The following is a 26,617-nucleotide window of genomic DNA, read 5'->3' as shown; positions in this document are numbered from 1 at the left end:
CGGTCAGCCGCCCGCGAAAGACGGGTTCGTGCCGATTCGGTCCATGCGGTCCATCATGTCCATGATGTCCATGCGGGCACGGGCACTGGCACGGGCACGACGCGCCTATCCCACGACCAGATTCATCCAGTCGCGGAGCAGGAACTCCATGCGGCCGACCAGAAGCGCGATGCGGCCCATGACGGTGAATCCGAACGACGCGCCGAAGCTGATCATGAGGACCCAGATGCCGATGCGACTGGCCGCGCCGAACACGCCCGTGTGCTCCTTCGAGAAGAAGAAGTAGATCAGCCCGCAAATCACGCCGACAAAAAGCACGATGTTGGAAAATGTGCCCCAGAACGAGAAGCCCTCGGCGCCGATCGCGACGAGCGGTGTGATGGTCTGCGTGATTTGCAGCATGAAATCGCTCTTGAGGTACTGCACGAAGTTCAGGCCGGCGGTCGTGCCGACGATGAACGCGAGCGACAGGCGCGAGAGATACCCGAATTTCTCCGAGATGCGCGTCAGGAGCAGGATGCCGAAGATCAACGGAATGACGTAATGCCACTCCGGCGTGTTGTCCTTGACGCCCTCGAGCACGCCCGAGACGAGATTCGGGGTCAGCTTGCCGAACAGGTTCGGGACGAGCGTCGTCCAGAAGCCCATCACCATCCAGTACGCGGCGGAGACGCCGACGAAAAGATGCTCGGCGAACTTGTAGAGCGGATTGTCGTCGTAGAGGAATGAGAGGATGCACAGCGTCAGGAACGCGGCAAACCACGTCAGCGGGCCCTTCCACGACGTCGCGCCCGTCGTGACCGCGTTTTCGCCGACGAGCAGGCCGAACTCGTTGTATTGCGGTTCCATCGCCTGCGTTTCGACCGTGTGCGGCCAGGGCGGAACCATGCCGCCCGTCGCCGAGCGAAACAGGAGAAACGCGAGGAAAAGGCCCCCGGCGACAAGAAAGACGATGCGTCCGCGGCTCATCGCGAGCGCTCCCTTCGGCGGTCGATGAAGAAAGTGATGTTGCCGATGATGATGAACGCCATGATCACTAGATGCGCGACCGCCTGAGCGCCCATGCGGATGCGTCCCTTGTTCTTTTGAATGTCGGCGTACTGCGGGTAGCGGTCGCCCATCAGTTTTTCATATTCGGCCGCAGGTTTCAGTCCGCCGAGAAGCCCGTAGAGTTGCTTGGGATAGTAGGGGTAAAGCAGGGGCGCCTGCACCGCCGTGCTCCCGCCCACGATACGCACGCCCGCCGGGTCCGCGCCGAACTGGATCCATTCCTTCAGGCCCGGCGTGCCGGCGGAGATGTTCACGATGAGGTCGAAATCCTTGAGGCTTCGCGCCTCCTTCATGAGCGGAATCGTGGAAAGCGCCTGGCCGGCGGCGTCCGTCGGGTACATTTTCTCGAAGTCGGTGAGCACGACGTTGATGACGCCCTGCGCCCCGCTCTTGAAACCGAGGTTGACGTAGTTGACGCCGTATTCGAACGGCACCTTTTCGCCGGTTTCTCGTTCCTTGTCCGCGAGGTCGCGCTTCAGGGCGTCGATCGAAAGGCGCGCCATGTCCTGGCCGATCGGCCAGAGCGCCATGATGTAGATCTTCGCGCGCTTTTCGGCGAGCTGCCGCATCCAGGCCGTCGCCATCGGCTGCAGTTCGGGCTCGGACGCGGGGTCGTAATCGAAGGACACCAGCACCTTGGCGCCCGGCGGCAGGTCTTCCATAAGCCCGAAGATCTGCTTGACCATCGGCGTCGGGAATTCCGGGAATCGGATCGTGAAGATCAGCGGCAGTGCGACGGACAGGCCGATCAAAAGGAAAATGACGCGGCGGTCGATGTTGCGGATCTTGTCGTAAAACGCCATCGCGCTACTCCTGCCCGCTTCCGAGATAGCCGCGGTCGATGCCGAGGATGATCTTCAGCGATGTGGATACGATGCCGAGCGCAATGCCGATCATGATGGCGCGCTGCCCCGCGCGGTTCGGGTAGTCCATGATCCACTCGGCGAGCTCCGGGATGCCAAAGCCCGTTCCGGGTTCGGTCCAGAATGAGACGAACGAGCCGATGAACGTGCGTCCGAGCAGGATGACGAACGCGGCGACCAGAAGGACGGTCGCCTCCAGATTCTTGGCGCGGAACGCGCGGTAGCTCGCGCTCGCGACGTAAAACGCCAGCAGCGCGAACATCGTCGCCGCCAGCGGCTTGAAGACGTAGTCGTAGATGAAGTTGAACGCGCTGCCCGAGGCCGTCGGGTCCGTGGACCAGCCCTTGGGGTGGCCGATCTCGAACAGGCCGATGAAAAGCGTCGCGAAAAATCCGATGAGGCACACCGCCGAATAGCCCCAGCCCGCGCCCATCTTCGAGAGCTTGTCCGCGTGGATCTTCACGAGGTTGCCGCCGCCGAGGATGAAAGCGAACACGGCGATGATGTCGAAATAAATCGTGAAGTCCTCGCCCAGCCCCGTTGTTTTCGGCGAGAGCTTGGACAGGATGATGACCGTGCCGACGACGAACGTGATCCAGAGCGGCAGCGTGCGTTTGACGAACACCCGTCGCCCTCCTTATCCGGCCGCCGGCCGGAAGAGTTCCGAGATGAGATGCATGGCCGATTTGGCCCAGCCCGCGCCCGAAACCGCCTCGATGGTCGCGAACAGCGACCCGAAGACGATGCCGAGCATGCCGAGCAGCTTGCCGACATCCTGGCCTTTCAGGCTGCCGAGCTGTTTGGGATCGTGCGAAAGATACGCGGACGCGGCGAACAGCTCCTCGCCGATCAGCGTGTAGTCGCAGGCCGCGACGAAGAACGGAAGCTGCGCCGGTTGCGCCGTGCCCGCGATCTGGATGGCGCCGATGAAGTTGCCCGTCTCGGCCATGATGAGCGATTCCGCGTAGAACGAGCCGAGGTAAAGGATCGTCGCCGGCTTCTCGCGGACCATGATGCCGTTGACGCCCGCGACGTAGCCGAATTGCTCATCGGTCAGGTAGGTGACGATGTCCTCGTTGTAGGCGTCGGGCCGGCCCGCGGAGATGTACGACTCTTTCACGGTTTCGCGCCCGGTCGTCATGACAAGGCTCTTGGAGGTCGGCACCATGAGGCGCGTGTCGTATTCGGCCACGGTCTGCGCAACGCGGCCGAGAATCGACATTGCCGCCACGGTCTGCACGTCGTTCATGTCCATGATGCCCGGCACGAACAGCACCGGCTTGCCCATCTCCGTCGCGCGGCCGATAGCCTCGTCCACGGCCTCCAGGCCCGCGATCTTGCGGACAAACAACTTCTTGCCGCTTTTGATGTGCTGGATGAAATAGACGATGAAACCCGACAGCACGATGGCGAACAGGAAGTAGTTCCACATCTCGAAGTTCACGAACTGCGCGCTTGCCGTCGCGGTGACCACCTGCGGCGCAAACGCGAGGCCGTCGGCCGTCAGGTTCGTCGACGCGACGACGTAATAAAACGGCGGCCGGCCGCCGTCGCGATCCTGCGCGTTCGTATCGACGTATTTCGTCTCGTCGCCGCCCGCCTGACCCACGAACGTGAACGGTCCGTCCTCGAGTTTGCCCCGATAGACATTGTACGCGAGCCCCCGGATACCCTCGGCGCCGTCCGGCGCCTCCCACGTCACCACGATTCCGTCGCCCGCGTCGTTCGGCCGATCCTTCGCGCTGACGTTTTTCGGCGGCGCACCCGCGAACGAGCCGTGCAGCTTGTCGAACTCGTCCGTCGTCACCTGCTGGCGCACGGGCGAGATGGGGCCGACATCCACGAGCGGCGCGCCGTCCGTCGCGACAAACGCGTAGGCGAAGCGCTCGCCCGCGGTGGCCGCGACGCGATAGACGTACGTCGCGCCTTCGGTCAGGCCGGTGTCGGTGAACTCGTAGACGCGGGCGGCCTTGCCATCGGCCGTATCCTCAACCTTGCCGTCGCCGGCCGCGACCTGGGCGACGCGCATGAACGCGGGGCCGCCGCCGCCCTTGAGCGCGCGGAAGATCACGTAGTTATCGACTTCCTGATAACGCACGGGGCACGAGCGCCACGCGAGCACGAGTGCCGCGCCGGCGTCGTCCGGTGCGTCCTTGACCGCGACCTCGGTGGGCGGGCAGAGCGGGGCGTTGAAGGTGTTTTCGAGCGTCGGCTCGGGCACACCTTCCTCGGCCGCGAGATCGGTGACGAGAATGCCGTCGCCGGCGGGAACGGGTCCGGCCTCGCCCTCGGGCGTGGGGGCCGGCTCGGCTCCGGGCTCGGCGGGTTGCGCCCCGCCCCCGTTGGTTGCGGGCGCATCCTGCGCAAGCGCAACGGACGCAAACGCGAAAAGCGCGAGCGCGACGAACGCAACGCTAACGAACGCGGCGGCAAGAGCCGTCCGACGCGACATCAGATCCCCCGATGGATGCGGAAAAGCAACGAGATTCAAGGTGCTTTAGCCTGTGGGGGCTATGCCGTCAAGCGGGGCGCGTGTTTGCGATGTCCGAGGCGCGAAGTGCGATGTCAGGGCCGCAAACGAAGTCACGCCGGCGCGATGTCGTCGGCGCGATGTCGGGGCCGCAAACGAAGTCACGCCGGCGCGATGTCGTCGGCGCGATGTCAGGGCCGCAAACGAAGTCACGCCGTAGCGCCAGCGAAGGCGGGCGGAGTGCGCGGTCGGCAACGCCCCGGCATCGCCGCTCTCGACTATTTCAAGGCGCCCATACAAAACGCGCCCTTCATCGGCGATCCGACGTTGAAGCGAAGCCTTCACCGAGCGAAAATCAGACGGGCCGGTGGCGATGGACTTGATGGACCGAATGGACATGATGGACGCGCCACGATGTCAAAGCTGGCGAGACGCCTGCGCTCCCAGCGACATGGACCCTCACCGCCCCCGGTACATCGCCTCGATCACGTCCGCGTACATCTCGCCGATCTTTTTGCGCTTGACCTTCATCGTCGGCGTCAGTTCGTCGTCTTCCTGGTCCAGGCGCTTGTCGAGGATCGTGAATTTGCGGACCTGCTCCACGCGCGCGAGCTCGCCGTTGACGCGGTCCACCTCTGCCTCGATGAGCTTTCGGATCGGGGGGCTTTTCGCGAGGCTCTGGTACGTCGTGAACGGGATGCGGTTGTCCTGCGCGTATTTGATGACGTGCTCCTCGTCGATGAGGATGAGCGCCGCGACGAACGGCCGCTTGTCGCCGATGCACACCGCGTCGTTGATGTACGCGCTCGCCTTGAGCTGGTTCTCGATGTTCTGCGGCGCGATGTTCTTTCCCGCCGCGTTGATGATGAGGTCCTTCTTCCGGTCGGTGATGCGAAGGAATCCGTCCGCGTCGATCTCGCCGACGTCGCCCGAGTGCAGCCAGCCTTCTGCCATCGCCTCGGCCGTCGCCGCCTCGTTCTTGAAGTAGCCCTTAAAGACGTTGTCGCCGCGGATCAGGATCTCTCCGTCGTCGGCCAGCTTCACGTCGCAGCCCGGAATCGCGCGCCCGACCGTGCCCGGCACGACGCGATCGGCGAAGTGGATCGTGGCCGGGCCGGAGCACTCCGTCTGCCCGTACACCTCGCGCACCCACAGCCCGAGGCCGTGGAAATATTCCAGAATCTCTCGCGAAATCGGTGCCGCGCCGGAAATCGCAAAACGCACGCGCTCAAGCCCCAGGCGTTTTTTCAGTGGATGCAGCACCGCCAAATGTGCGATCCACCCCAAAAGGCGCTCACCGGCGGACAGCGTTCTGCCGGTGACGAGCTTTTTCGCGTTGCGGCGCCCGATGGCGGTCGCCGCGGCGTACGCCTGGCGCTTCACCCAAGTCGCCTCGGACATCGTGATCTTCACGCGCGAGTGGAACTTCTCCCAGATGCGCGGCACGGCGAAAAACACCGTGGGGCTCACCTCGCGCAGGTTTTGCGGCACCGTCTCCAGGTTCTCGGCGAAGTTCACCGTGTAGCCGTAGCCGAGCTGGTTCACCGTCGTCATCACGCGCTCGGCGATGTGGCACAGCGGCAAAAACGAGAGCACCTCATCTTGCTCGCTGATGGGATTGGTCAGCCCCATCGACGCCGCCGTCCAGATGAGATTGCGGTGCGTCAGCATCGCGCCTTTCGGCGGGCCGGTCGTGCCGGAGGTGTAAACGATGATCGCCGTGTCGCCGCCTTTTACCGTTGACGCACGCGCCTCGAATTCATCCGGGTTCGCCGCATTGAACCGGCGCCCTGATTCGAGGAACTCGTCGAAAAACATCACGCGCGGATCGGAAAAATCGCGCAGCCCCTCGCGCTCGAACACGATCACGTGCTCCACCGGCACGTCGCCTTGCACCTCGAGCCACTTGTCGAGCTGCTCCTCGTTTTCCACGAAGAAAATGCGCGCCTCGCTGTGCGCAAGGATGTAGGCGACCTGGCTTGCCGCGTTCGTCACGTAGATCGCGGCGGTCACCGCGCCGTGGTGCAGAATACCGAGATCGCAAAAAAGCCACTCCGGGCGATTTTCCGATATCAGCGCAACGCACTCGCCCTTTGTCACGCCAAGCGCGGCGAGCCCGCCGAAGACCTCGCGCACCGACGCGTCGTAATCGTCCCACGAATACGAGCGCCAGATGCCGAACTCCTTGCGGCGCAGGGCCGTGCGCTTGCCGTATTTCTTCACGCGATCCGCGAAGATGGCGGGGACGGTTTCGAACTCCGGCGCGACGGCCGGCTTTTCGGCGTATTCGATTTCTTCCGCGGCCATGTTCAAAAGCTCAGCGTGAACTGATTCAGGTAGCCAATATAGACGAGGATGCCATGCGAGAGGATATCGCGGCCGAGCAGGCACTGGATGTGCTGCCCTTCGAGCGGCGCCTCCACAACGACGGCGGACGACACGGTAACCCCTTCGGGGAGATATAGGCTGACGATAAACCGATCCACCGAGATTGGTTCCGTCGACGACACGGTCTGGACCCAGGACCGCCCTATGGTTTTCAGGCCCAATGATTTTATGACGTCGGACCTCAGGACCGTCGCGGACGCGCCGGTATCGACCATGGCGGCGACAGTAATCGGTTCGAGCGGACTCGCGCCGGATTCGCTTCGCTCACGCGCCAGGCGGGGTGGCAACCCGACGCGAATCTCGGTGATTGGCCCAATCGCGCGAAGATCCCCTATCTGGCCGGTGAAGGAGGGCACTCAGTGACGAAAATCGAGCGAGGTGAACTGGAGCGGAATGTCGATTTCCAGAATCTGTTGAACGAGAAACGGGACATTCCCGAATTCTTCGTACCCGCGGTTTATCGCATCGATTTCGCTGTCAAAAATACCCACGATGCGTTCGCCCTTGATCAAAACGAAATCACCACGCGCGCGTCCGACAAGCTCGGCTCGATGTCTTTCGAACGTTTCAATTTCCTGTTCGAGCACGTGTTTTACCATCGCAATCTCCTTTTTTAAGTATGTCCCGCGATTCGCGTTCCCGTCAATTCCCGACTTGACAGCCTCGCGCCGCGCGTTGCGATATGATTGTGTTTCGCGCTTCGCCGCGCCTCATCCACGTTTTCGGGGGTGCCCCATGCTCCGGCCGCGTTTCTTGTTTCTGCTCGCCTTGCTGATCGCCACGCTCCTCGCGAACGCCGGCTGCCCGCCGTCGAACGACGATGGCGATGACGACGACGACGATGACGACGACGACGCGGATGACGACGACGGCGCCGATGACGACACCGGCGACGATGACGCCTGCGTTCCCGATCCCGTGACCTTCACGACATTCAACGCCGGCCTCGCGCACGGATTCGTGCCGTATGCCGCGGATCGCCTGTCATTCATCGGCGATGCGCTCACGAATCTCGACTCCGACGTCGTCTGCCTGCAGGAGGTGTGGACCGAAGAAGACATCGCGGCCATTCTCGCGGCGACCGCTTCGGCGTTCCCCTACAGTTTCCGCTACAACACGCACGCGGAGTGGGAAGCGCTGCCCGACGAGCCCGCGACGTGCGTCGATATCGATGATCTCGTGACGTGCGCCGAGGACGCGGGATGCGACGAGGTGAGCACCAACGATTTCGTCGGGTGCGTCATCGCCAATTGCGCCGCACCGCTCAACAACCTGGAGCTCGATTGTTTCTACTGCCTCGCGTCGAACATCGATAAACCGTTTGACGACATGGTGGACATCTGCACGAATCCAGGCCCGCCGCCGAGGCAATACGAAGGCGCAAACGGCCTTCTTCTGCTTTCGCGCCTTCCGTTGGCGCAGACGGCGTACACGCCGATGGATTCGTTTCTCATTGAGCGCGGCGTGTTGTCCGCGCGCATCGACAGCGCTCGGCTCGCGACCGATATCTACTGCACGCACCTGACCACCTCCATCGAATTTCTGCCTTACGGCGGCGAATTCGCGGATTACAGCGCGGAGAATCTCGCGCAGGTGCGCGACATCATCGACCAGGCCGACGCCTCGGCCGGCGCCGGCGCCCAGATCGTGCTCGGCGATTTCAACGCGGGCGGCGATTACGGCGGCGAGGTGACGGAAAAACTCGGCGATCACGTGGAGTTGTTTTTCGAGGCGGACTTTGACGAGTGGTATCCCGACCCGTTTTCGATAGACCCGATTTGCACGTGGTGCGGCGACAACCCGCTCGTCGGCGGCGGAAACAGCCACGTCATTGACCACGTGCTCCTGCGCGTCAACGCGGACATTCAGACCGTCGGCCAAACGCGGCGAGTTCTCGACGATCTCCAGGACATCCCGACCGAAGATGGCGAGATGTCGCTGCCGCTCTCCGATCACTACGGCGCGACGATGACCGTGGACGCCTGGAACGAGGATGTCTGGACGGGCGACGGTTGCGTCGAATGAGGAAGTAGGAAATAGGAAAGAGGAAAGAGAAAAGAGGAAAGAGGGGACGCGCGGCGTGGTTGCAGGACGCCGCTCGCGAATAGCGGGATGCGTTCGCCGGGACCGCAGGCGTCCTGCCTGCTTCGATGCAAGCTCAACTCTCCGATACGCCCTCAAATAACGCCGGCGTTGACTACCGCGGCGGCCGGTCCCCGGGACCGCAGGTGTCCTCACCTGCTTCGACGCAACATTTCGCCGTTCCGGTAAGCGACGCCCTTGGCCCTTCGTGGCAATATCGGGGCGATGTTCGATCGCGATCCCGCTCTTGAACTCGATCGCATCGCGCGGCTTGACCGCCGCCGGCGCGCGGTCGCCGTCGTGCTCTATGGCGTGCTGCTTCTCGTCGCGGTTGCCGTCGGGCTGATTCTCATGCGCTTTTTCGGTCGTGGCCGCCTGTGCGAGGAGTACCCCGGCCGCGTCGCCGACTATTGCCACTTTCGCCGCGCGCTCGTGACCGCGGCCGACGATCCGGCGCTCGCCGCGCTCATTTGCGGCGGCATCTCCGCCGTCGATATTCGGCTGGACTGCAACACCGCCGTCGGCGGCGAGACGCCCGCCGCCGAGCGAGCGGATTGCGACGCCATCGACGATCCCGCGCTTCGCTCGGATTGCCGCATCGCGCGTGCGCGCGCGGCCGCGCCATCGGACGCCGGCGGCGCGTTGGCGGCGTGCAACGCGGCTGGCGGAACCGATTTGTGGTGCGTCGAGGAGATCGCCGGCGCCAAGGCGACCGAGAGTCTCGGCTCGACGGAGCTTCTTTGTTTTCGGCAGGACGACGCCCTCGTGCGAGCCGCGTGTTATCGCGGCCTCGCGCGGCACGTCGGCACGACCGATCCGGCCGCGGCGCAGACCGTGTGCAATCTGCTGGAGCGCACGGACGATCGCCACGCATGCCTGACGGGTTTGGGCGCTGCGCTCGCCGCCACGCGCGGCTTGCCCGATGCGCGCGACTGGTGCGACCGCTTCGACCCGGATGACGCGGGCGCGTGCCGCGACGGGGCGCTCACCGTCGCGAAAAGCGTGGCCCGGGAGGCGGGGCCGTGAGACGGACGATGCGCGCGATGGGATTCGCCGTTGTCCTTACGACCTTGTTACCGGCCTGTGGCGGAGCGCCCAAGGATCCGGTCGAGGCGTGCCTGGCGCAGTCGCGCCCGCTGCGTGACGAGTGCCTCTATGATCTCGCGGTCGCGCGCGCGGCGACCGAGCCGCTGCTGGCACGCCAGGCGTGCCGCGAGGCGCGCGATCCCATGATGGCGGATGCGTGTCTGCTCGAACTGACGCGGCTTCTGCCCGCCGGGCGGGCGGGTATCGCACAAAACCTTTGCTCGGATGTAACGGATGCGCGCCTTCGGCGGTATTGTGAAGACAAAGCCCGCCGGCGCGCGCTACGCGGGCGGCTGGAGGAAATCCCGTGAGTATCCGCACATACCGAATCGTGTGGGCTGCCGTATTTTCGCTCTCCCTGATTTCGATTCAGGCCGCCTGCGACCGTTCCGTCGCGAGCATGCCGGTCTTCGACGGAAAACGCGTGACGGCGGGGTCCGCATCGAGCGCCGCGAACGCGATTTACAAAGCCACCCTGCGCGGAGAGATTCCGATGAGCCGGAAGATCGAAAAAACGGATACCGAGTGGAGGGAGTTGCTCTCGCCCGAACAGTTTCACGTCCTGCGCGACAAAGGTACCGAGCGGCCGGGCACGGGCGAATACGTGCACTCGAAAACGCCCGGCGTGTTCCACTGCGCCGCCTGCGGTCAGCCGCTTTTCGATTCGGAGACGAAATACGAATCGGGTACCGGCTGGCCGAGCTTCTGGGAGCCCATCGACAAGGAAGCGGTGGATCTTGAAACCGACCGCTCCCTGTTCATGAAACGCACCGAGGTCGTGTGCTCGCGCTGCGGCTCGCACCTGGGACACGTGTTCGACGACGGCCCGCCGCCGACCGGCAAACGCTACTGCATGAATTCGGTGGCGCTGAAGCTCGAACCGAAAAAAGACTGAAAGGCTGGAAGGCTGGAAGGCTGGAAGGTCATCGCAGGCCGAGGGGGCCGCATGACACAGACGGCGCGGCAAGCCTGTCATCCTGAGGCGAGCGTAGCGAGCCGAAGGATCTCGCCCCGCCGGTTGACGCGTGGCCGTCGGCAGGTGCCGGCCAGATCCTTCGCTTCGCTCAGGATGACGTCGCGCGCATCGCTGATGGCATCGCCGATAACATCGCTGATGACATAAAGGACACCGGGCATCGGTGTTTCTTTGTGCTCTTCGTGCCTTGGTGTTGAATTGCGATTCTGCGATGAACTTCCGGACTTTCAGACTTCCAGTCTTTCGGCCTCTTCCAGTTGTTTCTGCTTGCCCTCCCATCGTGCCATGAGCTCGTCGATTTTTTCCTGATTGCGCTTGTAAGCAATCGAGGCATCGCGCGAGCGGGCGACGTCGGCGTAGAACTCCGGATCGGCGAGCTTGTTCGACAACGCGGTCTGTTCTTCCTCCAGGCGCGCGATCCGCTTTTCCAGATCGGCCACCTCTTTTTCGAGCGGGCCAAAGCGTTTCCGGTGCTCCTCGCGGCGCCTGACGGCCTCGCGCCGCGCCTCCTTGCGGGCGTCCGCGGTTTCCGGCGCGCGCGGCGCCTCGCTTTCGGGCGCGGCCTTCTTCGGCGAGCCGCCCGCCGTCGCCGGTGAAGACGACGTTCGGGCGTTTCGCGCGGCCGCCTCGGCCTCGCGCGTTTTCGCGATGCGTTCCCCGATCATGCCGCGATCCGCCACAACCCCGGCCAGGGCGGCCTTGGCGCGCTGTTGCAGGTGATACTGATAGTCGTCCAGATTGCCGAGGTATTCCGTCACACCCGTGCCGTCCAGGTCCCAGATCTTCGTCGCCAGCCGATTCACGAATGCGCGGTTGTGGCTGACGAACACGATCGTGCCGTCGTACGTTTCGAGCGCCTCGCCGAGCGCCTCGGTCGCGTAAAGATCGAGATGATTGGTCGGCTCGTCCATCAGCAAAAGGTTGCCCGGCTTCATCATGAGTTTCGCGAGCACGACGCGCGCCTTTTCGCCGCCCGACAGCACGCCGCACGGCTTTTCCACGTCGTCGCCCGAAAAAAGGAAAATGCCGCAGATCGTGCGCACGCGCGTCTGACCGGCGGACCGGTCGATCGACCAGACCTCCGTGAGGATCGACGCCTCGCCGGAGAGTTGATCCGCGTGGTGCTGCGCGTAATACGCCGCCTCGACGTTGGATCCGGGCTGCACCTGCCCCGCGTCAGGCAAAAGCTCGCCGGCCATCATCCGGAGCAGCGTCGTCTTGCCCGCGCCGTTGCGCCCGATGATGCCGATGCGGTCGCCGCGATGCACCGTGAGCGACAGATCGCGAAACAGGCGCAGATCGCCGAATGACTTGGACAGGTGCGCCACGCGGATGACGTCGCGCCCGGAACGCGGCGTGGGATCGAACGAAAACTCGAGCGTGCGCGCGCTGATCGGCGCCTCGACGCGCTCAATTTTCTCGAGCTTCTTGACGCGGTCCTGCACCTGCCGCGCTTTGGTCGATTTCGCGCGGAAGCGCCGGATGAAGCGCTCCGTCTCCGCGATCATGCGCTCCTGATTCTTCACGCGCGCGATCAGGATGCGTTCTTCTTCCTCGCGCTGGACGAGGTATTGCTCGAAATTGCCGGAATACGTCCGCACACCCTCGATCTCGAGCGCCACGACGCGGTCAATCTGCCGGTTCAGGAACTCGCGGTCGTGGCTGATCATCACGAACGTCGCCTGCTTCTCGTTCTTCAGAAAATCGTCGAACCACAGCAGCGACGGCACGTCCAGGTGATTGGTCGGCTCGTCCAGCAGCAGAAGGTCGGGCTTCTGGAAAAGCAGCCCCGCCAGCGCCGCGCGCATGCGCCAACCGCCGGAAAACTCCGCGAGATGGCGATCGAAATCCCTCTCCTCGAAACCCAGGCCGAGCAGAATCTTCTCCGCGGCGTGCGGCGCGAACGCGGTTTCGAAGTGCGTGATCTCGTCGTGCAGATCGGCGAGCGTCTCGGCAAGTTCCATCTGCTCGTCGGCGTCGGTCGATTCCGCAAGCTGCGCTTCCGTTTGCGCGAGGTGCGTCAATAGCGCCTCGCGTCCGGGCGCGGCGGCGAGCACGGTCGCGAGCAGGCGCCCGCCGCCGAGTTCGCCGATCTCCTGCGGCAGATACCCCATACGCAGTCCGCGCGCGCGCACGATCTGCCCGCCGTCGACGGACTGCTTGCCGAGAATCAGCCGCAGAATCGTGGACTTGCCCGTTCCGTTCAGCCCCACGAGCCCGATGCGGTCGTGCGCGGCGATGCGCAGCGACGCGTTGTCGAGGATCGTCTTCTGGCCGAAGTTCAGCGATACGTTGTCGAAAACGACGAGGCTCATGGCGGCGTTGTTTACGGCATTCGCCGTAAACAGGAAATAGGAAATAGAAAATAGGAGTTAGAAAACGCACCGCGCGGTGTTCCGTAAACGACGGTTTATCCGAATTCGGTGTCGCCCCCGCATCAGAGCCGCGCACGCATCAGAGGCGCGACCGTCAGGGAGCGGTCGCCCCGTTCGTCCCTTGAGGGAGCCATTGGAAAAACCGCAATACGCCCGCGCCGCGACACTATTTCCTGTTTCCTATTTTCTATCTCCTGTCTCCTACTCAATCTCGATCTTCTCGATCCGCGGCCTTGCCGCCGCGCTTGCGGCGGCGTCGCGCTCGGCGGACAGATAGCGGATAAGCCCCGTCAGCGCCTCGATCTTCGCCTCGCGCTTGTCGGACGGCTCGGCAAGGCGCGTTCGGGCAAGCTCGGTTTCGATCGCGGTGATGAGGTCATCGACGGCGCGGCGGCGCGATTCGGCGTATTCCGCCTCCTTGCCCGCCTCCGGGACGAGTGTTGCCAAAAACTCCACCAGCGCGGCGAGCGCGCGCAGGATGTGCAGCGGCAGGCCGAGGATCTCGATGTCGGCTTTTTCCGCGGTACGGATGAAGACCTCAAGCACGTCGTGCTGCGCGAGCAGCAGCTCGCGCTCCGCGTTTCGAAAATGCCCGCGCGCCGAATCGAAGCTCTCGAAAAACTCGCGCAGCGCGTCCGCGGCCTTCGGGTCCATCACTCGTGCCTTTCGAACGTCACGTGGAAGACGCCTTTTTCGAGCTTCGCCTTGGTGACGTGATGATCCGCGAGCGTGCGCGGCAAAATGAAATTCCGCTGGAAGTTGCCGATGGAGATGATGAGCTCGCCGTGTTTTGACCAGAGGTTGATATCGCCCTTTTCCACGTTCGGCAATTCGATCGCCATCTGGTAGCGGCCCGGCTCCCCCGCGAGCGTGAACGGCTTGTCCGCGAAAAGGATCCCGTCCGCGGCGGTATCGCCGTACACGTCGGCGGCAAGCCGGCCAAGCGCGTCGGGCCCGATCATCTCGTGCGGGTAGAGCGGCGCCTTGAATATCGGCAACGGATCGAACGAGGCGCGGATCTGGCTCATGTATTTGTCCTGAAGTCTCGCCCACTCGTTGAACCAGCCTGTCTTGGCGGCGTCCGGCAACAGGCGGTTGGCGATCACCGCGTCGACCGGATAACCGAACAGCGAAAGGTACGTGAAGGCGCGCTGCGTCTCCTGGATGACCATTTTTTCCGCGTTCGTCACAAGGCGCACGGTGCTGCGTTTGGGGTCGGCCAACAATTCGCGCACGCTCATCAGCCGCTCGTAGATGCGCTCGATGTTCGCGTACACCTCCTTGTCGGGCATGGGCGCCTTGATGATGCGCTCCATCACCGGCTTCAGCGCCAGCGCGATCTTCTTTTCGATGTCGTAGAAACGCTCCATGTACCACGCGAGCACGTCGGACAGGCCGAGCAGTTGCAACGTGCTGCCCGTCGGCGCGCAGTCGATGATGGCGACGTCGAATTTCCCCCCGGATTCCAGGTCGAGCAGCTTGATGAGCGAAAACAGGTCTTCCATCCCGGGCAGGATGGCGAGCTCCTCCGCGACGATGTCCCGATAGCCTTGCGAGAGCAGGAACTGCGAAATGTATTTCTGGATGCGGCCCCAGTTGCGCTTGAGCTCCAGGTGGACGTTCACCTCGAGCGCGGTCAGGTTCTTTTCGATGGTGATCGGTTCGCCGCCGATGGTCACGCCGAACGCATCGCCAAGCGAGTGCGCGGCGTCCGTCGAAAGCACGATCGTCCGCTTGCCCGCGCGCGCGCACGCCACCGCGGTCGCCGCGGACATGGTCGTCTTGCCGACGCCGCCCTTGCCGGTGAACAAAATGACGCGCATCAAAGCCCCTTCAGCGCACCGACGGAACACGGAGAGCACGGAGGAGGCACGGAGGACACGGAGAATTCAAATGTTTCATCCGTCCATCATGTCCATAATTGTCCATGTTGTCCATTGCGTCCATGCTTGCCCTTGCCCCCCGCGCGGCCCTAACCTCACACCCATGCCGCCTATGGTTTCCGTATCCGACGCGTTGCGCCTCGTGCGCGAAGGCGCCTTGTCCCTTGGCGTTGTCGAGACCGATCTGGCAGGTGCCCTGGGGCGCGCGCTGGCGCGGGATGTCGTTGCGCCCGCCGACGTGCCGCCATTTGTCACGAGCGCGATGGACGGCGCGGCGGTGCGCGTCGCGGATATCCGGGGTGCGTCGGAGGATAGGGCCGTGCGGCTTCGCGTCGCCGGAACCGTGTTCGCCGGGCCGGGCGATTTGCCCAGGGTCGATCCCGGCACGGCCGTGAAGGTCATGACCGGCGGCCGCATTCCGCCCGGCGGCGACGCCGTCGTGCCGCTTGAGCTCTATCGCGCCGACGGCGACGGTCTTGTCTTCACGCGATCCGCGGCGCCCGGCGAAAACATCCGACCCGCGGCGCTTGACGCGCGCGCGGGCGAGGTCGTCTTCACCGCCGGCGAGCGCGTCACGAGCGCGCACATCGGCGTGCTGGCGTCGCTTGGCCTTGCGCACGTGACCGTTGGGCGCGCGCCGCGCGTGGCGGTGCTGGCGACCGGCGCGGAGCTTGTACCGGCGGGGATGCCGCTTTTGCCGGGGATGATCGTCAACTCCAACGGCCCCGCGCTTGTCGCGGCGGTGCGCGAGGCCGGTGGCGAGCCGATCGATCTTGGCATCGCGGGCGACGACGCGGGCGCGATTGAAGCGGCGCTGGCCAGCGCGGCGGACGCGGACGTGGTCCTGACGACGGGCGGCGTGTCGGTCGGCGAGCGCGATCTGGTGAAGGACGTGCTGCGTTCGGTGGGTGTTGACCTGGTGTTCGACGCGGTGGCGCAGCAGCCCGGAAAACCGCTCTCGTTTGGCCGCGCGCCGAACGGCGGCGGAACGCGCGCGTATTTCGGCCTGCCGGGCAACCCGTCAAGCGCGCTCGTTTGCTTCGAAATGCACGTCCGCCCGCTTCTGCGCCTTTTGGCGGGTTTTCGGGATGTCGAACGGCCGCATGCCTTCGGGCGCTTCCCCGGCGGATTCAAGAAGCGCCCGGGCCGCGCGATGTTCGTGCGCGTCAATGCGACGGCGACGGAAAGCGGCTACGATCTTTCGCCATCCGGCTCGCAGAGTTCCGGCCTGCTCGCGCCGATGGCGCGCGGGCGAAGGCTGGCGTATGTCCCGGCCGAGGTGAGCGAGCATGGGCCGGGCGACGCGGTGAAGTTCTGGTTCCTGGACGCGGACTGAAACGCATCTCGACGGTGCACGGAGAACACCGGGGAGGCACGGAGGACACGCACGTCTGTCAGAGGTCCATTGGGTCCATGATGTCCATATTGTCCATCGCCCCTGTTAGACCGCTCCTGGGAAAGGGAAAAACTTGAAAAGCACGCACATCGACACATCCGGCCGCGCGCGCATGGTGGACGTGTCGGACAAGCCGGACGCGAAACGCACCGCCGCCGCGGAGGCGATCGTGCGCCTTGGCGCCGAGGCGTTCGCGCTCGTGCGCGACGGGCAGGTGAAAAAGGGCGACGTGCTCGCGGTCGCGCAGATCGCCGGCATCCAGGCCGCCAAGCGCACGCCCGAACTGATCCCGCTCTGCCACCCGCTGCCGATCAATGGCGTGTCGATCGACTTCGCGTTCGACAACGACGCCGCATCGCTTTCGATCGTCGCCCGCGTCGTCACCACCGCGCTGACGGGCGTGGAGATGGAAGCCATGACCGCCGCGAGCGTCGCCGCGCTGACGGTGTATGACATGTGCAAGTCGGTCACCAAGGGCATCACGATCGAGCGCGTTCGCCTGATCGAAAAGACGGGCGGAAAAAGCGGCGATTATCGGGTAGGGTGAAGGCGAATGAAGACTTTTTTCGTCAGGCTCGGACGCGATGCGGCCTTCGGTGTTTTCCTTTTTGTCGTCATCGCGCTTTTGGCGCTGCTGTCGAAAAAGGGCGCGTCGTTTGTCTATGCGATGTTCTAGACCCACCGTCCGCCGCGCGGCGTGGTTCGCGATCGTCGTATGCGCGCCGTGCCTTCTCGGCGCGTCGTGCGGCGCGTACAAGCCGGATGCGGAACTCGCCGCCGCCCGGCAGGCGATCGTTGACGCGCGCGCGCGTGGCGCGGGCGAGCGTTGCCCGGACATGCTGCGCGCGGCCGAAGCGCGACTTGCCGCCTCGAACGCGGCGATGGCGGAATCGAAATACGACGAGGCGCTCGTCGCCGCGCAGGACGCGCAGATCACCGCGATCAAGGCGCGAAACTGCCGAGGCGACGCGAGCGACTACGGCGCACCGCGGCACCGGCGGTGAATCACGCGTTCGCCTTCGTCCCGCGTTCGCCTTCGTCCCACGTTCGCCTTCGTCCCGCGTGCGACGTCATCCTGAGGGCGACGTCATCCTGAGCGAAGCGAAGGATCTGGCCGGCCCCTGCCGGCGTCCACGCGTCACCCGCGCGGGGCCGGATCCTTCGGCTCGCTGCGCTCACCTCAGGATGACGGCGCTTACACCTTCCCCGCAAACATGCGGACACCGGCACGGGCGCGACGAATCGCACTCCTAGAGGAAGAAAAACGCCTTCAGAATCGGCCACGCCGCCTCAATCGGGCGGTCGAACAAAATCCATCCGGCCGCGACGAGATGGAAGGTGATCGCCCATCCGCAAACGCGCGCGATGCGCGGCGCGGCATGAAGCGGCAACACGCGACGCACACCTCGATACGCGATCAAAAGCAGCGCGTGGTAAACGCCCCACGCCAGAAAGTTCCACGCGAATCCGTGCCATATTCCGATGGCCGCCATGACGACGACGGTGTTGACGATCGTGCGCGCGCCACCGGCCTTTGAGCCGCCAAGCGGAATAAAAACGTAGTCGCGAAGCCACGATGTCAAAGACATGTGCCAGCGTTTCCAGAACTCGCTGGGGTTGGTCGCCAGGATCGGCCAGCGGAAATTTTCCTCGATGCGGAGTCCCATCATCCGCGCGGTGCCGATGGCGATGTCGGAATACGCGGAAAAATCGGCGTAGATGTAGATGAAGTAGAGGTACGCGCAGCCCCACGCGACGAGGGTCGGCCCGCCGGCGTCCGCCCATCCGTCAAGCGCGACGTACGCGGTTTGCGCGACGGCCGTCTTTTTCAAAAACCCGATCGCCACGCGAAACGCGCCCACGGACAGGTCGCTTGTCGCCGGCCGCCCGCTTTTGCGCGCCTGCTCGGCCCAAGGGCCGAACCGCTTGATCGGCCCGGCCGCGAGCGTCGGAAAAAAGAGGGCGTATCCGAAAAACGTCGCCGCGCCTTCATCCGCGACACGCCCGCGCCCGCGCTCAATCGCGTAGTGGATGAGCTGAAACGTGACATACGAAACGCCAAGCGGCGCGATCCAGTCGGCCTCCGGCGCGGGCCACGGAAATCCCGGCCATTTCACGGCGACAAGAAGCGCCAGCGGCGCGGCGACGGCCGCCGCGACAAGCGCGCGCCGGCGTTTGGGCCGGCGTTCGGCCGCGCGCGTCAACAGCAAAACCGACGCGCTCGCGCCCGCGACAAGAAGCGCGAACGCACCGGCGTATTGCGCCAGCACCGCGAGTGAAAACAGGGCGATAAAGACCTGCCTGGCGCGCGCGTTGCGGATCGCCCACGCGCAGGCGACGCCCGCAGGCACAAGCACGAGCAGGTACAGCGCCGAGGAGATCACAGGCGCGCCTCGATTTCGGCGGCGAGGCGTTCGGCGAGCGCGTCCATGCCATCCGCGCGCGGGTGGTCCAGGTCGCGGAATTCGGACGCGGGCAGAAGCGTCGTCAGATCGATGAACCCGACGTTTGCGCCCGCCGCCGTGCGCGTGCGCACCCGGTAGGACGACATCGTGCGCCCGCTCACGACAGCGCTGGGATTCATCGGCGTGAGGTAGACCAGGCAGGCGATTTCGCGCTCGCGGCACAGCTTGCCGATCATCTCGAGCGCGCGGATGTTGACGCCGTCGCGCAGATTTTGCTCGGGCACGTCAAGGACAAGATCCGGCGGCGCGGGATTGAGCGTGACCGCTTCGGACGGCGGCGAAAAGAAAGCGGCGATGCCAGGGAGGGGTCGACCGCGCACTCCGTCACCCCGCTCGGAGCGGGGTGACTTCGTTTGCGGCCCTGACTCACCGTAGCGGATCCGCCGTTTTACGACGTTCCACACCGCGAGCGCGCGGCGCGCGGGGTGATCGCCCGCGCCGAGCCACTCGGCGATCCCGTCACGATGACGCGCGATGGTAAGGCGTTCGGCGGCGCGCCCGGCCGCGTATTCCGCGCCGGACCAGAGCGCGTCGCGCCGCGGGGCGGGAAGCTCCAATACGCGCGCGTATCGATTCGGCCTCGTGCGGCGCATGTCCGGGGTCACAAGGCGCGGATACCGCGCCGACTGCAGGCGATACTCGCTCGTGTAGAACTTGAGGTTCTCCTCGATCACGACGAGATCCGGCGGCGTCCCGCCGCGAGCGAGTAGCCGTTCGAGCACGAGCAGCTTGTCAGAATTGTTCGCCGCGGAAAGGCCCAGATTGAAAACGCGCGCGCGTTTTGGGCGCGTGGCAAGCGCGCGCGCGATGCGCGGCGGCAACGCGTTTTGCGGCTCGACGTGATCGCCTCGCACGACGGAATCGCCGAGCATGACGATCTTCGGACCGGCCGCCCCGGCCGCCGCATCGAGCAGGTCGTCGATCCCCGCGACGGACGAACGCGGCACGCGGAAATCGCCCGCGTCGATGCGCAGGGCGACCACGTGCGTGAGCAGGAAATCCGCCGCGAAAAACAGCGCGGCGGCGACGAAAAGGAAAGCCACGCCCGGCGCGAACATGAGCGAAAATCGCCCGTACGGCTCGCGGGCGGGCGGAGAGGATGTCGCGAGCAGCTCCGGCTCGGCGTCGCGGTTTGGCGTCTCGCGTGTCACGGCGACTTTGACTAGCATCGGGGCGGTGGAATGTCGATTCGAATGGGGAACTGGGAATTGCGAATTGGGAATGTCCATCGCAAGGAAGCGCTACGCGGCGACGGCGCCTGCGTTCGTTATTCTCCATTCGCAATTCCCGATGCCCCATTCACGATGACCTTCCAGACTTTCAGACTTTCAGGCTGTGACGTCCGGGAACGGGCACGCCTTACAGATACGAACCGCGACCGTTACGGAGCGGGTCTCACCAGGAGCGGACAATGAAAGCCGGGTTTGCCAACGTCAGCATCAAGCCGCCGTTTCCGACGAGCATGGCGGGGTACGTCACGCGCAAGCCGCGCATCTTTTCGGAAGTGCGTGACGAGCCGCGCGCGCGCGCGATCGCGTTATCGGAAGACAACCACGGCGTCGTGGTCGTGGCGGCGGATTTTCTGACGCCGCAGGAGAAGATCACCGACGCTTTCCGGCGCTTCGCGGCGGAGCATCTGCCCGAGGGCGTCCATCTCGTGTTGCACGCCCAGCACACGCACTCCGCGCCGGGCAACTACTGGGATCATCCCGTCGCGCGATGGTTCTGCGGACCGTATCGGCCGGAGGTGTTCGAGTTTCTGGCGCGTCGATTCGCCGAGGCGGCCGTCAAGGCCTGGCAGGCGCGCGATCACGCGCGGGTGGCGTTTCACGCCGAGCGGCTCGCCGGCTTGCAGGAAAATCGGCGGCGCGCCGACGGGCCGATCGACGAGACGCTCACGCTCCTGACGTTCACGGGCGAGGACGGGCGGCCGCTCGGCGCGATCGTGCAGTATCCGGGGCATCCGGTGATTGTCGCCGAGCGCGAGTTCCACGCGATGTCCGCGGACTATCCGGGGCGCGTCGCCGCGGCACTCGAGGAGCGGTATCCGACGACGTTGTTCCTGAACGGCGCGGTGGGCGGACTGTCGATCTGGTTTCCTAAGGAGCCGCTGCCGGTGGGCGAGCACTTCGCGCGCGTGGTCGATCCCATCGTCGCGGCGGCGCACCGGATGGGCGACGCCATGGGCGCGCCCGAACGCGGGCGCATCGCGTTTTCGCGCGAATCCCTCACGCTGCCGAAGGCGGGCGCGAAACCGTTTCCTCCGGGCTACAAGGCGACCGCGCCGTTGTATTGGCCGCTCGTGAAGATCTGGGATCGCGTGGTGCAGTCGGGTTTTCCGGTACCGCGCGTCACCTCGGTTTCGGGTCTGCGCATTTGCGGCGCGGCCCTCGTTTTCCAGCCGTCGGATTACGGCGTCGGCGCCGGTCTGGTGACGCGCGAGCGCGGGCGCGAGTTAGGGCTCGCGGCGTGCGTCGTCGGGCATAGCGACGATTACTGCGGCTACATCCACCCGGAGTCAGAGATGCTCATCGCGCCGTCGCGCGAGGGCGAATACGCCGGCATGACGATCTACGAAAACACGATGGGCTTTCACGGGCGCGGCGCGTGGGATGCGTTCGCGGGCGCGGAGCATGCCGTGCTGACGAGTCTTGCCGGAGCGTTTTGAATCGCAATTCAGCGGTACACAGAGCGCACGGATGAGACACAGAGGGCGCGGAGGGATCGAGGATCGAGGATTGAGTTCTAACCCGCAAGACCACGCGGGAGTTCGCAATCTGCGAAACCTGCGCAATCTGCGGATGCAATCTGCGATGACCTTTCAGCCTTCCCGCCTTCCAGCCTTATTGTTGCGGCTTCGGCTTTTTCTCGGCGCCGCAGGCGAGGATGAACGGGAACAGCGTCGCAAGGCCCATCAGCGCAAGCAGCAACTTGTCGGTGAAGGAATACAACAGGCCGACGGCAAATAGTTTCTCCGCCGTCGCGTACGCGCTGAGAAGGTAAACCGTCGCCGCCTCGCGCAGGCCGATCCCCATGAAGGTGAACGGCATCGTGCCCGCGAGCAGGATGATCGGCCCGAACGCGAGCGCGTCGCGGATGGTCAGGGGAACGCCGATCGCGTGCGCGACAAGCGCCAGTTCCACCACTTCACCGACGATCGTCAGCGTTCCCAGAAGGACGATCGGCAGGAAGCCGCTGGTGGTGATCTTCGCCGCGGGGGAGATGTCGATGAGCCGGCGGCCCCACCACGTATCGCGCGGCAAGTCCGCCTTGGATCGCAGGTAGGCGCGCGACATGAAGGTCGCCAGCACGAGCGCGAAAAGCGCGAGCGCGCATAGCCCGGCGAGCGCGAAGCTTCCGATCGTCAGAAACCCGATGATGGACAGCGCAAGGAAGATCCCGAGGTTGACGGTGAACAAGACCGCCGTGGCCGCCACCGTGCGCGCGATCGGGATGTTGTGCACGCGCTGCATGTAGATCGCCCGGCCGATTTCCCCGCCCGCACGGCCGGGCGTGGCGGCGCGCAGCGGGTAAATCGCTGTTTTCACGAAGATGTGCTCGGAAATCGGCAGCAGATCACCCATTTCGGCGAAGACGGTGCGCCACTGCCAGCCGGAAAACAGGAGATTCGCGACCAGCGAGTTGACGATCGCCAGCGCCAAGGGCCAGCCGCGCGCGTCCGCGATGCGCTCGGCCACGCGGCCGAAATCGACTAGACGAACGAGGAAAATGAGCGTGCCGATCGAAACGGCGACACCGATCGCCCAGATCAAGCCCTTGCGCGTCGAGGTCGTCACGATGCTCACGGCCCCCGGAAAGTCATGGGAACGATCCTTGTCCAATGCGCGGATCGCGCTGTCAAGGCGACGGCCCAAACGACCCGTCCGGCTTGATTTTCCGGCTCGATCCCGATACAACCTTTCGATCTTTGCCCCCATGAACGCCAACTAAATCTGACAATGAAAAAAATTCGTCGCATTATCTGCCTTGTCGTTGTCGCCGCCGTGCCGGTCCTGTTCGGGGCCTCGTGCGGCGGTTGCGGTTCGCGCGAAGCCGCGGCGCCCACGGGCGCCGATTCTCCGGAGGAGCTCGCGCAAAAGTATCTCGATGCGGTCTCCGCCAAGGATTACGAGCTTTTCGAGACGCTGCTCCTGGATCGCAACGACCTCAAGCCGTTCGCCAAACAGATGAACAAGCAGGGCGTCACGGTCTATCACCAGTTCGTCCTGCGCGACTTTCAGACGCGCAACCGGGATTATCTGGGGAAGGAGCTGAAATACGTCGCGTTCCGTCTCGGCCGTGAGGTGTGGAGCCAGGGACCGTTCGCGCTGCATCGCGGATCGACGGTCATCGCCGAGTTGCCCGACGGCAGCAAGGTGAACCTGGATATCAACTTCGTCTCCAAGGTGCAGAACAAGTGGAAGATCTTTTCGCTCCGTTACATCAAGGACATCCGCGGCGCCAACCCCGGCGCCGCTGGGCCCCCGCCGATCCCCGGCTCCCTGCCTGGCGCGAAATTCGGACCTGAAAAGGGCAACGTGCAACTCAAGGTCCGCAAGGTCGAGCCCGATGGCGAGGGCGCCCAGGAAGCGCCGACCGCCGAGGGGGAAGCCGCGGGGAGCGAGGCCGCGCCGGCGGCTGACGCGCCCGCCGAGAGTGACGCGCCGACAGCGGAATAGAGCGCGCGGCGCTTGGGAGCGCAGGCAGCCAGGCGCCGAAGCCTTGGCGAAGGCGGTTCCCGAAAACCCGTGGACAAAATGGACGTGATGGACCGAATGGACGGTGATCAGGCGCCGGCAATCGGCAATGACGTGGCCGTCGGCTGGGGCGAGCCGGATCCTTCGCTGACGCTCAGGATGACGGAAAGGGCGCTCAGGACGACGGATCAGGCGCTCAGGATGACGGATCAGACGCTCAGGATGACGGATCAGGCGCTCAGGATGACGGATCAGCCGCCCAGGATGACAGCTCAGGCGCTCAGGATGACGGAAATGCGCTCAGGATGACGGATCACGCGCTCAGGATGACGGGATAGGCGAACGGCGCGCGGTACTTCACCGCGCGCCGTTTGCGATTCCTCTTTCCTGTTTCCTCTTTACTATTTCCTCGCGCTTCTTTCCTCTTTGCTCTTTTCTCGCGTTAAAACGTTCCGCCAAGCGACATCGAAGTGCCGCCGCCGGTGAGCAGGTAGGTGGTCTCCGCGCTCGCGAAGCCGATGTCGAAGCGCCCGCCCCAGGCCAGGAAGATCGTGTCGTCAAAGAACAGGCGCGGCCCGGCGGTCATGAAAAAGGTCGAAGCCGGGCGATCTTTGTCGAGGCCCTGCTCGAAGGCGTAACCCATGCCGCCCGCGAGCGCGATCTGCTGCCACGTCTTTTCGACCGACGCGGACACGACGTACCCGGAGGCGACCGAGGCGTAGAACTTGTTGCCGAGATTGTCCCGGTTCGGATCCCTCGGATCGTCCTTGCCGGCCGTCGGATCGTCCTTGCTCGGCGACGTGTTGCGCGAGTAGAACGTCTGGCCGCGCCGCGGGTCGTACGTGTCGCCCTCGTAGGACTGGCTGAAATACACGTCGATGTCCGCCGCGACGTAGAATTTCTCGACCTGCGGGATTTCGTACGCCCATCCAAGGCCGAAGTGATGCGGCTTGAACACGACCGTCTCGGTTTCGTAGTCGATGTTGCCGTCCGCGGTCTTGTGCTCGATGTCGCGCTGCGACTTGGCGAAGTAGCCCATGTCGTAGGTCAGGCCGAATTGCATGCGATCGGGCGTGCGCCAAAGGAAGCCGACCTCGGGCGTGATCGCGAACGGCGCCGCGGCGGTCCAGTTATCCTGGAATTCCACGTTGTCGTTGCCGTTGGGCGTGTCCTGCGTTCCGGTGAAGTTGTTGTACTGAACGGACGTCGGGTACATCGTGAATCCGAGGCCCGCCGCGAAAATCTTGTGGAACCCGTAAGCGGCGCCGAGCTTGATCGCCGGGCCGCCCTTGACGCGCGCGTCCGTCAGTTCGAGCGCCGTGTCCGGATCGTCGATGCGCGTGCGTAAAAGCTCCACGTCCACGCCCGGCTGGAAAACGATGGCGACGCGCTGGAACCAGTCGTTTTCGTCCTTCACCTGGTTAAGCGGGAAGGAGGCCTTCACGCCCGCCATGGCGTGCGCGTCGAGCATCGAGTAATCGACGTCGTTTTCCGAGCCCACGCCGAACAACGCGTTCGTGCGCGACTCGCCGCCGACGTAGTACTGCGTGCGATCGACCGCGGCCGCGATGTTTTCGAACACCGGCATCTGGTAGTTCGGGTTGAAAATCGCGTTGCCGGTGTCGGCCAGCGAAAGGAAACGCGGGCTCGTTTCGAAATCGCCCGCGAATGCGAATGTCCCAAACATCAAAAGGGCAATGCAGGCGAGAACGATACTTTTCATGTGCATGACGACAACCCCCTTCAAAGACCGCGCGGGTCTCGCGCGGTGCGGCATGACGCGGACGACGATGCGCGTTGGCGCGGCGAAACGGACGAACGGCTTTGTCGAGGCAAGGGTCCGCCGGCGCAAATACGCGACTCGAAAATCGATAAAGAGCCTGAATAAGCATGACACTTTTATAGAGTCTTGCCCGGATCGTCAACGAAATTCGGAGCTTCGCCTCCCGATTTTCGCCACGCCACCGGCGCGGTGCGGAAACCCTCGGCCCGGGTCGCGCGTATCTGAAGGCATGCGGCCGGCGAGGTCTTGCGGCTTCGCCTTGCATTTCCGCCCCGACGGGCCAAGACTTCGGCGCCAGGCCGGGTCTTTTCCCGCGGGCGGAGGCCGTTTTGTTCGGAATCCTGATGGTCGCGGCGGAAAACGATCGCCGCGGGAAAATCGAAGGACTGATGGAACGCTACGCCGACGGCGACGAGACGGCCTTTGTCGCCCTGCACGATACGCTGCGCCCGATCCTTTTCGCGCGGCTCCTGCCGAAGGTCGGGCCCACGCAGGCCGACGACCTGGTGCAGGCGACGTTCCTGAAGCTGCACGCCAACCGTGAGCGTTACCGCGTGGGCACGCCCGTTTTGCCGTGGGTATTCACGATCAGCGACCGCCTGGCGATCGACTCGTTCCGCCGCGCCGGACGCGATCCGCAAAAACTGACCTTTGACGGCGAGTTGCCGGAGCCCGCCCTTCCGCCGGACGAGCCCGACATGCTGATGCACGAGGCGGTGCGCGCGGCGATCGAGACGTTGCCCGCTTACCAGCGCGAGGTCGTTATCCTGCACCATTTCCACGATATGGACCTCGTGGAGATCGCCGCGAAGCTCGGCCTCGATCCGGGCACCGTCCGCGTGCGAAAGCACCGCGCGTTCGGGGCGCTTCGAAAAGCCCTTCGCGGCGCGTGGGGGGACGAGGCATGAGCGCCCTTGAGCCCCGATTTGCGGTTGACGCGAAGACGCTCATCGTCGAGCAACTCCGGCGCGACAACAAGGCGCGCCGGCGCGCGGCGGTTTTTGTCGCCGTCCTCGCGCTCGCGATCGGTCTTGCGCCGCTTCTGATGGGCGGCGCCGAAATGACGATCGACGCGAAAGGCACCGCGCTTGTCGCCGTGCCCG

27 protein-coding genes are annotated in these 26,617 nt (G+C 64.6%); 13 read left to right on the top strand and 14 right to left on the bottom strand.

Features of this window, described 5'->3' with window-relative positions; all coding sequences use genetic code 11:
* Window positions 1-105: 105 nt before the first annotated feature.
* From K8I61_06130 to K8I61_06105, 6 genes are all read right to left on the bottom strand, one after another.
* Window positions 106-969 (bottom strand): hypothetical protein, encoded by an 864-nt coding sequence (locus K8I61_06130; GenBank protein ID MBZ0271593.1) that lies wholly within the window; start codon window positions 967-969, stop codon window positions 106-108.
* On the bottom strand, window positions 966-1,853 hold the full coding sequence (locus K8I61_06125) for a hypothetical protein (GenBank protein MBZ0271592.1): 888 nt from the start codon (window positions 1,851-1,853) through the stop codon (window positions 966-968). Before K8I61_06125 ends, K8I61_06130 begins: the two co-directional genes overlap by 4 nt.
* Window positions 1,854-1,857: 4 nt before the next feature.
* Complete coding sequence (locus tag K8I61_06120) at window positions 1,858-2,538, bottom strand: hypothetical protein (protein MBZ0271591.1); 681 nt, start codon at window positions 2,536-2,538, stop codon at window positions 1,858-1,860.
* Window positions 2,539-2,550: 12 nt separating this feature from the next.
* Window positions 2,551-4,365 (bottom strand): fibronectin type III domain-containing protein, encoded by a 1,815-nt coding sequence (locus K8I61_06115; GenBank protein MBZ0271590.1) that lies wholly within the window; start codon window positions 4,363-4,365, stop codon window positions 2,551-2,553.
* 477 nt (window positions 4,366-4,842) lie between these two features.
* Window positions 4,843-6,690, bottom strand: coding sequence for an AMP-binding protein (locus K8I61_06110; protein MBZ0271589.1), 1,848 nt, complete (start codon window positions 6,688-6,690; stop codon window positions 4,843-4,845).
* A gap of 2 nt (window positions 6,691-6,692) precedes the next feature.
* Entirely contained in the window at window positions 6,693-7,127 is a 435-nt protein-coding gene (locus K8I61_06105; protein MBZ0271588.1) for a retroviral-like aspartic protease family protein, read from the bottom strand.
* Window positions 7,128-7,130: 3 nt separating this feature from the next.
* Here K8I61_06105 and K8I61_06100 point away from each other — a divergent pair, with 3 nt between their 5' ends.
* The 5 genes from K8I61_06100 (at window position 7,131) to msrB (ending at window position 10,834) form a co-directional block, all read left to right on the top strand.
* On the top strand, window positions 7,131-7,388 hold the full coding sequence (locus tag K8I61_06100) for a hypothetical protein (protein ID MBZ0271587.1): 258 nt from the start codon (window positions 7,131-7,133) through the stop codon (window positions 7,386-7,388).
* Between the two features lie 118 nt (window positions 7,389-7,506).
* Window positions 7,507-8,796 (top strand): endonuclease/exonuclease/phosphatase family protein, encoded by a 1,290-nt coding sequence (locus K8I61_06095; protein MBZ0271586.1) that lies wholly within the window; start codon window positions 7,507-7,509, stop codon window positions 8,794-8,796.
* Window positions 8,797-9,051: 255 nt separating this feature from the next.
* The gene (locus tag K8I61_06090) at window positions 9,052-9,879 is read left to right on the top strand and encodes a hypothetical protein (GenBank protein ID MBZ0271585.1); all 828 of its coding nucleotides are present in this window, start codon (window positions 9,052-9,054) and stop codon (window positions 9,877-9,879) included.
* Window positions 9,876-10,250, top strand: coding sequence for a hypothetical protein (locus K8I61_06085; GenBank protein MBZ0271584.1), 375 nt, complete (start codon window positions 9,876-9,878; stop codon window positions 10,248-10,250). The genes K8I61_06090 and K8I61_06085 overlap by 4 nt, the downstream gene beginning before the upstream one ends.
* A gap of 182 nt (window positions 10,251-10,432) precedes the next feature.
* Window positions 10,433-10,834 (top strand): peptide-methionine (R)-S-oxide reductase MsrB, encoded by a 402-nt coding sequence (gene msrB, locus K8I61_06080; GenBank protein ID MBZ0271583.1) that lies wholly within the window; start codon window positions 10,433-10,435, stop codon window positions 10,832-10,834.
* A 77-nt stretch (window positions 10,835-10,911) separates the two neighbouring features.
* Here msrB and K8I61_06075 read toward each other — a convergent pair whose 3' ends face one another.
* The 4 genes from K8I61_06075 to K8I61_06060 all read right to left on the bottom strand — a co-directional run bounded on the left by K8I61_06075 (window position 10,912) and on the right by K8I61_06060 (window position 15,113).
* Entirely contained in the window at window positions 10,912-11,076 is a 165-nt protein-coding gene (locus tag K8I61_06075; protein ID MBZ0271582.1) for a hypothetical protein, read from the bottom strand.
* 66 nt (window positions 11,077-11,142) lie between these two features.
* Window positions 11,143-13,230: an ABC-F family ATP-binding cassette domain-containing protein gene (locus K8I61_06070; GenBank protein ID MBZ0271581.1), complete on the bottom strand. Its 2,088-nt coding sequence runs from the start codon at window positions 13,228-13,230 to the stop codon at window positions 11,143-11,145.
* Between the two features lie 261 nt (window positions 13,231-13,491).
* Window positions 13,492-13,944, bottom strand: coding sequence for a hypothetical protein (locus K8I61_06065; protein MBZ0271580.1), 453 nt, complete (start codon window positions 13,942-13,944; stop codon window positions 13,492-13,494).
* Window positions 13,944-15,113: a TRC40/GET3/ArsA family transport-energizing ATPase gene (locus K8I61_06060; protein ID MBZ0271579.1), complete on the bottom strand. Its 1,170-nt coding sequence runs from the start codon at window positions 15,111-15,113 to the stop codon at window positions 13,944-13,946. The genes K8I61_06065 and K8I61_06060 overlap by 1 nt, the downstream gene beginning before the upstream one ends.
* A gap of 172 nt (window positions 15,114-15,285) precedes the next feature.
* Between K8I61_06060 and K8I61_06055 the strand changes: the two genes are divergently transcribed.
* The 3 genes from K8I61_06055 to K8I61_06045 all read left to right on the top strand — a co-directional run bounded on the left by K8I61_06055 (window position 15,286) and on the right by K8I61_06045 (window position 17,573).
* A complete protein-coding gene (locus tag K8I61_06055; protein ID MBZ0271578.1) occupies window positions 15,286-16,509 on the top strand; it encodes a molybdopterin molybdotransferase MoeA in 1,224 nt (407 codons plus the stop codon).
* Window positions 16,510-16,642: 133 nt separating this feature from the next.
* Complete coding sequence (moaC, locus tag K8I61_06050; GenBank protein ID MBZ0271577.1) at window positions 16,643-17,116, top strand: cyclic pyranopterin monophosphate synthase MoaC; 474 nt, start codon at window positions 16,643-16,645, stop codon at window positions 17,114-17,116.
* Window positions 17,117-17,231: 115 nt separating this feature from the next.
* Window positions 17,232-17,573: a hypothetical protein gene (locus tag K8I61_06045; GenBank protein ID MBZ0271576.1), complete on the top strand. Its 342-nt coding sequence runs from the start codon at window positions 17,232-17,234 to the stop codon at window positions 17,571-17,573.
* 246 nt (window positions 17,574-17,819) lie between these two features.
* Here the strand turns inward: K8I61_06045 and K8I61_06040 are convergent, their stop codons facing one another.
* On the bottom strand, window positions 17,820-18,953 hold the full coding sequence (locus K8I61_06040) for a hypothetical protein (protein ID MBZ0271575.1): 1,134 nt from the start codon (window positions 18,951-18,953) through the stop codon (window positions 17,820-17,822).
* On the bottom strand, window positions 18,950-20,203 hold the full coding sequence (locus K8I61_06035; GenBank protein MBZ0271574.1) for an SGNH/GDSL hydrolase family protein: 1,254 nt from the start codon (window positions 20,201-20,203) through the stop codon (window positions 18,950-18,952). The genes K8I61_06040 and K8I61_06035 overlap by 4 nt, the downstream gene beginning before the upstream one ends.
* A gap of 242 nt (window positions 20,204-20,445) precedes the next feature.
* Here K8I61_06035 and K8I61_06030 point away from each other — a divergent pair, with 242 nt between their 5' ends.
* A complete protein-coding gene (locus K8I61_06030; GenBank protein MBZ0271573.1) occupies window positions 20,446-21,702 on the top strand; it encodes a hypothetical protein in 1,257 nt (418 codons plus the stop codon).
* Between the two features lie 175 nt (window positions 21,703-21,877).
* Here K8I61_06030 and K8I61_06025 read toward each other — a convergent pair whose 3' ends face one another.
* The gene (locus K8I61_06025) at window positions 21,878-22,840 is read right to left on the bottom strand and encodes a flippase-like domain-containing protein (protein MBZ0271572.1); all 963 of its coding nucleotides are present in this window, start codon (window positions 22,838-22,840) and stop codon (window positions 21,878-21,880) included.
* 153 nt (window positions 22,841-22,993) lie between these two features.
* On the opposite strand from K8I61_06025, the gene K8I61_06020 reads away from it, so the two are divergent.
* Window positions 22,994-23,713, top strand: coding sequence for a hypothetical protein (locus K8I61_06020; protein ID MBZ0271571.1), 720 nt, complete (start codon window positions 22,994-22,996; stop codon window positions 23,711-23,713).
* 69 nt (window positions 23,714-23,782) lie between these two features.
* Complete coding sequence (locus K8I61_06015; GenBank protein MBZ0271570.1) at window positions 23,783-24,040, top strand: hypothetical protein; 258 nt, start codon at window positions 23,783-23,785, stop codon at window positions 24,038-24,040.
* Between the two features lie 133 nt (window positions 24,041-24,173).
* On the opposite strand, the gene K8I61_06010 is transcribed toward K8I61_06015, so the two are convergent.
* Window positions 24,174-25,460, bottom strand: coding sequence for a hypothetical protein (locus tag K8I61_06010; protein ID MBZ0271569.1), 1,287 nt, complete (start codon window positions 25,458-25,460; stop codon window positions 24,174-24,176).
* A 443-nt stretch (window positions 25,461-25,903) separates the two neighbouring features.
* Between K8I61_06010 and K8I61_06005 the strand changes: the two genes are divergently transcribed.
* Window positions 25,904-26,422 (top strand): RNA polymerase sigma factor, encoded by a 519-nt coding sequence (locus K8I61_06005; protein ID MBZ0271568.1) that lies wholly within the window; start codon window positions 25,904-25,906, stop codon window positions 26,420-26,422.
* Window positions 26,419-26,617 (top strand): hypothetical protein (locus tag K8I61_06000; protein MBZ0271567.1); only part of this gene is annotated, 199 nt, incomplete at its 3' end. The genes K8I61_06005 and K8I61_06000, both read left to right, overlap by 4 nt.

It is taken from the genome of bacterium (assembly GCA_019912885.1).
Lineage (GTDB): Bacteria > Lernaellota > Lernaellaia > JACKCT01 > JACKCT01 > JAIOHV01.
Note: the sequence above shows the minus strand (reverse complement) of the source record. Positions and strands in the feature narration are given on the sequence as shown.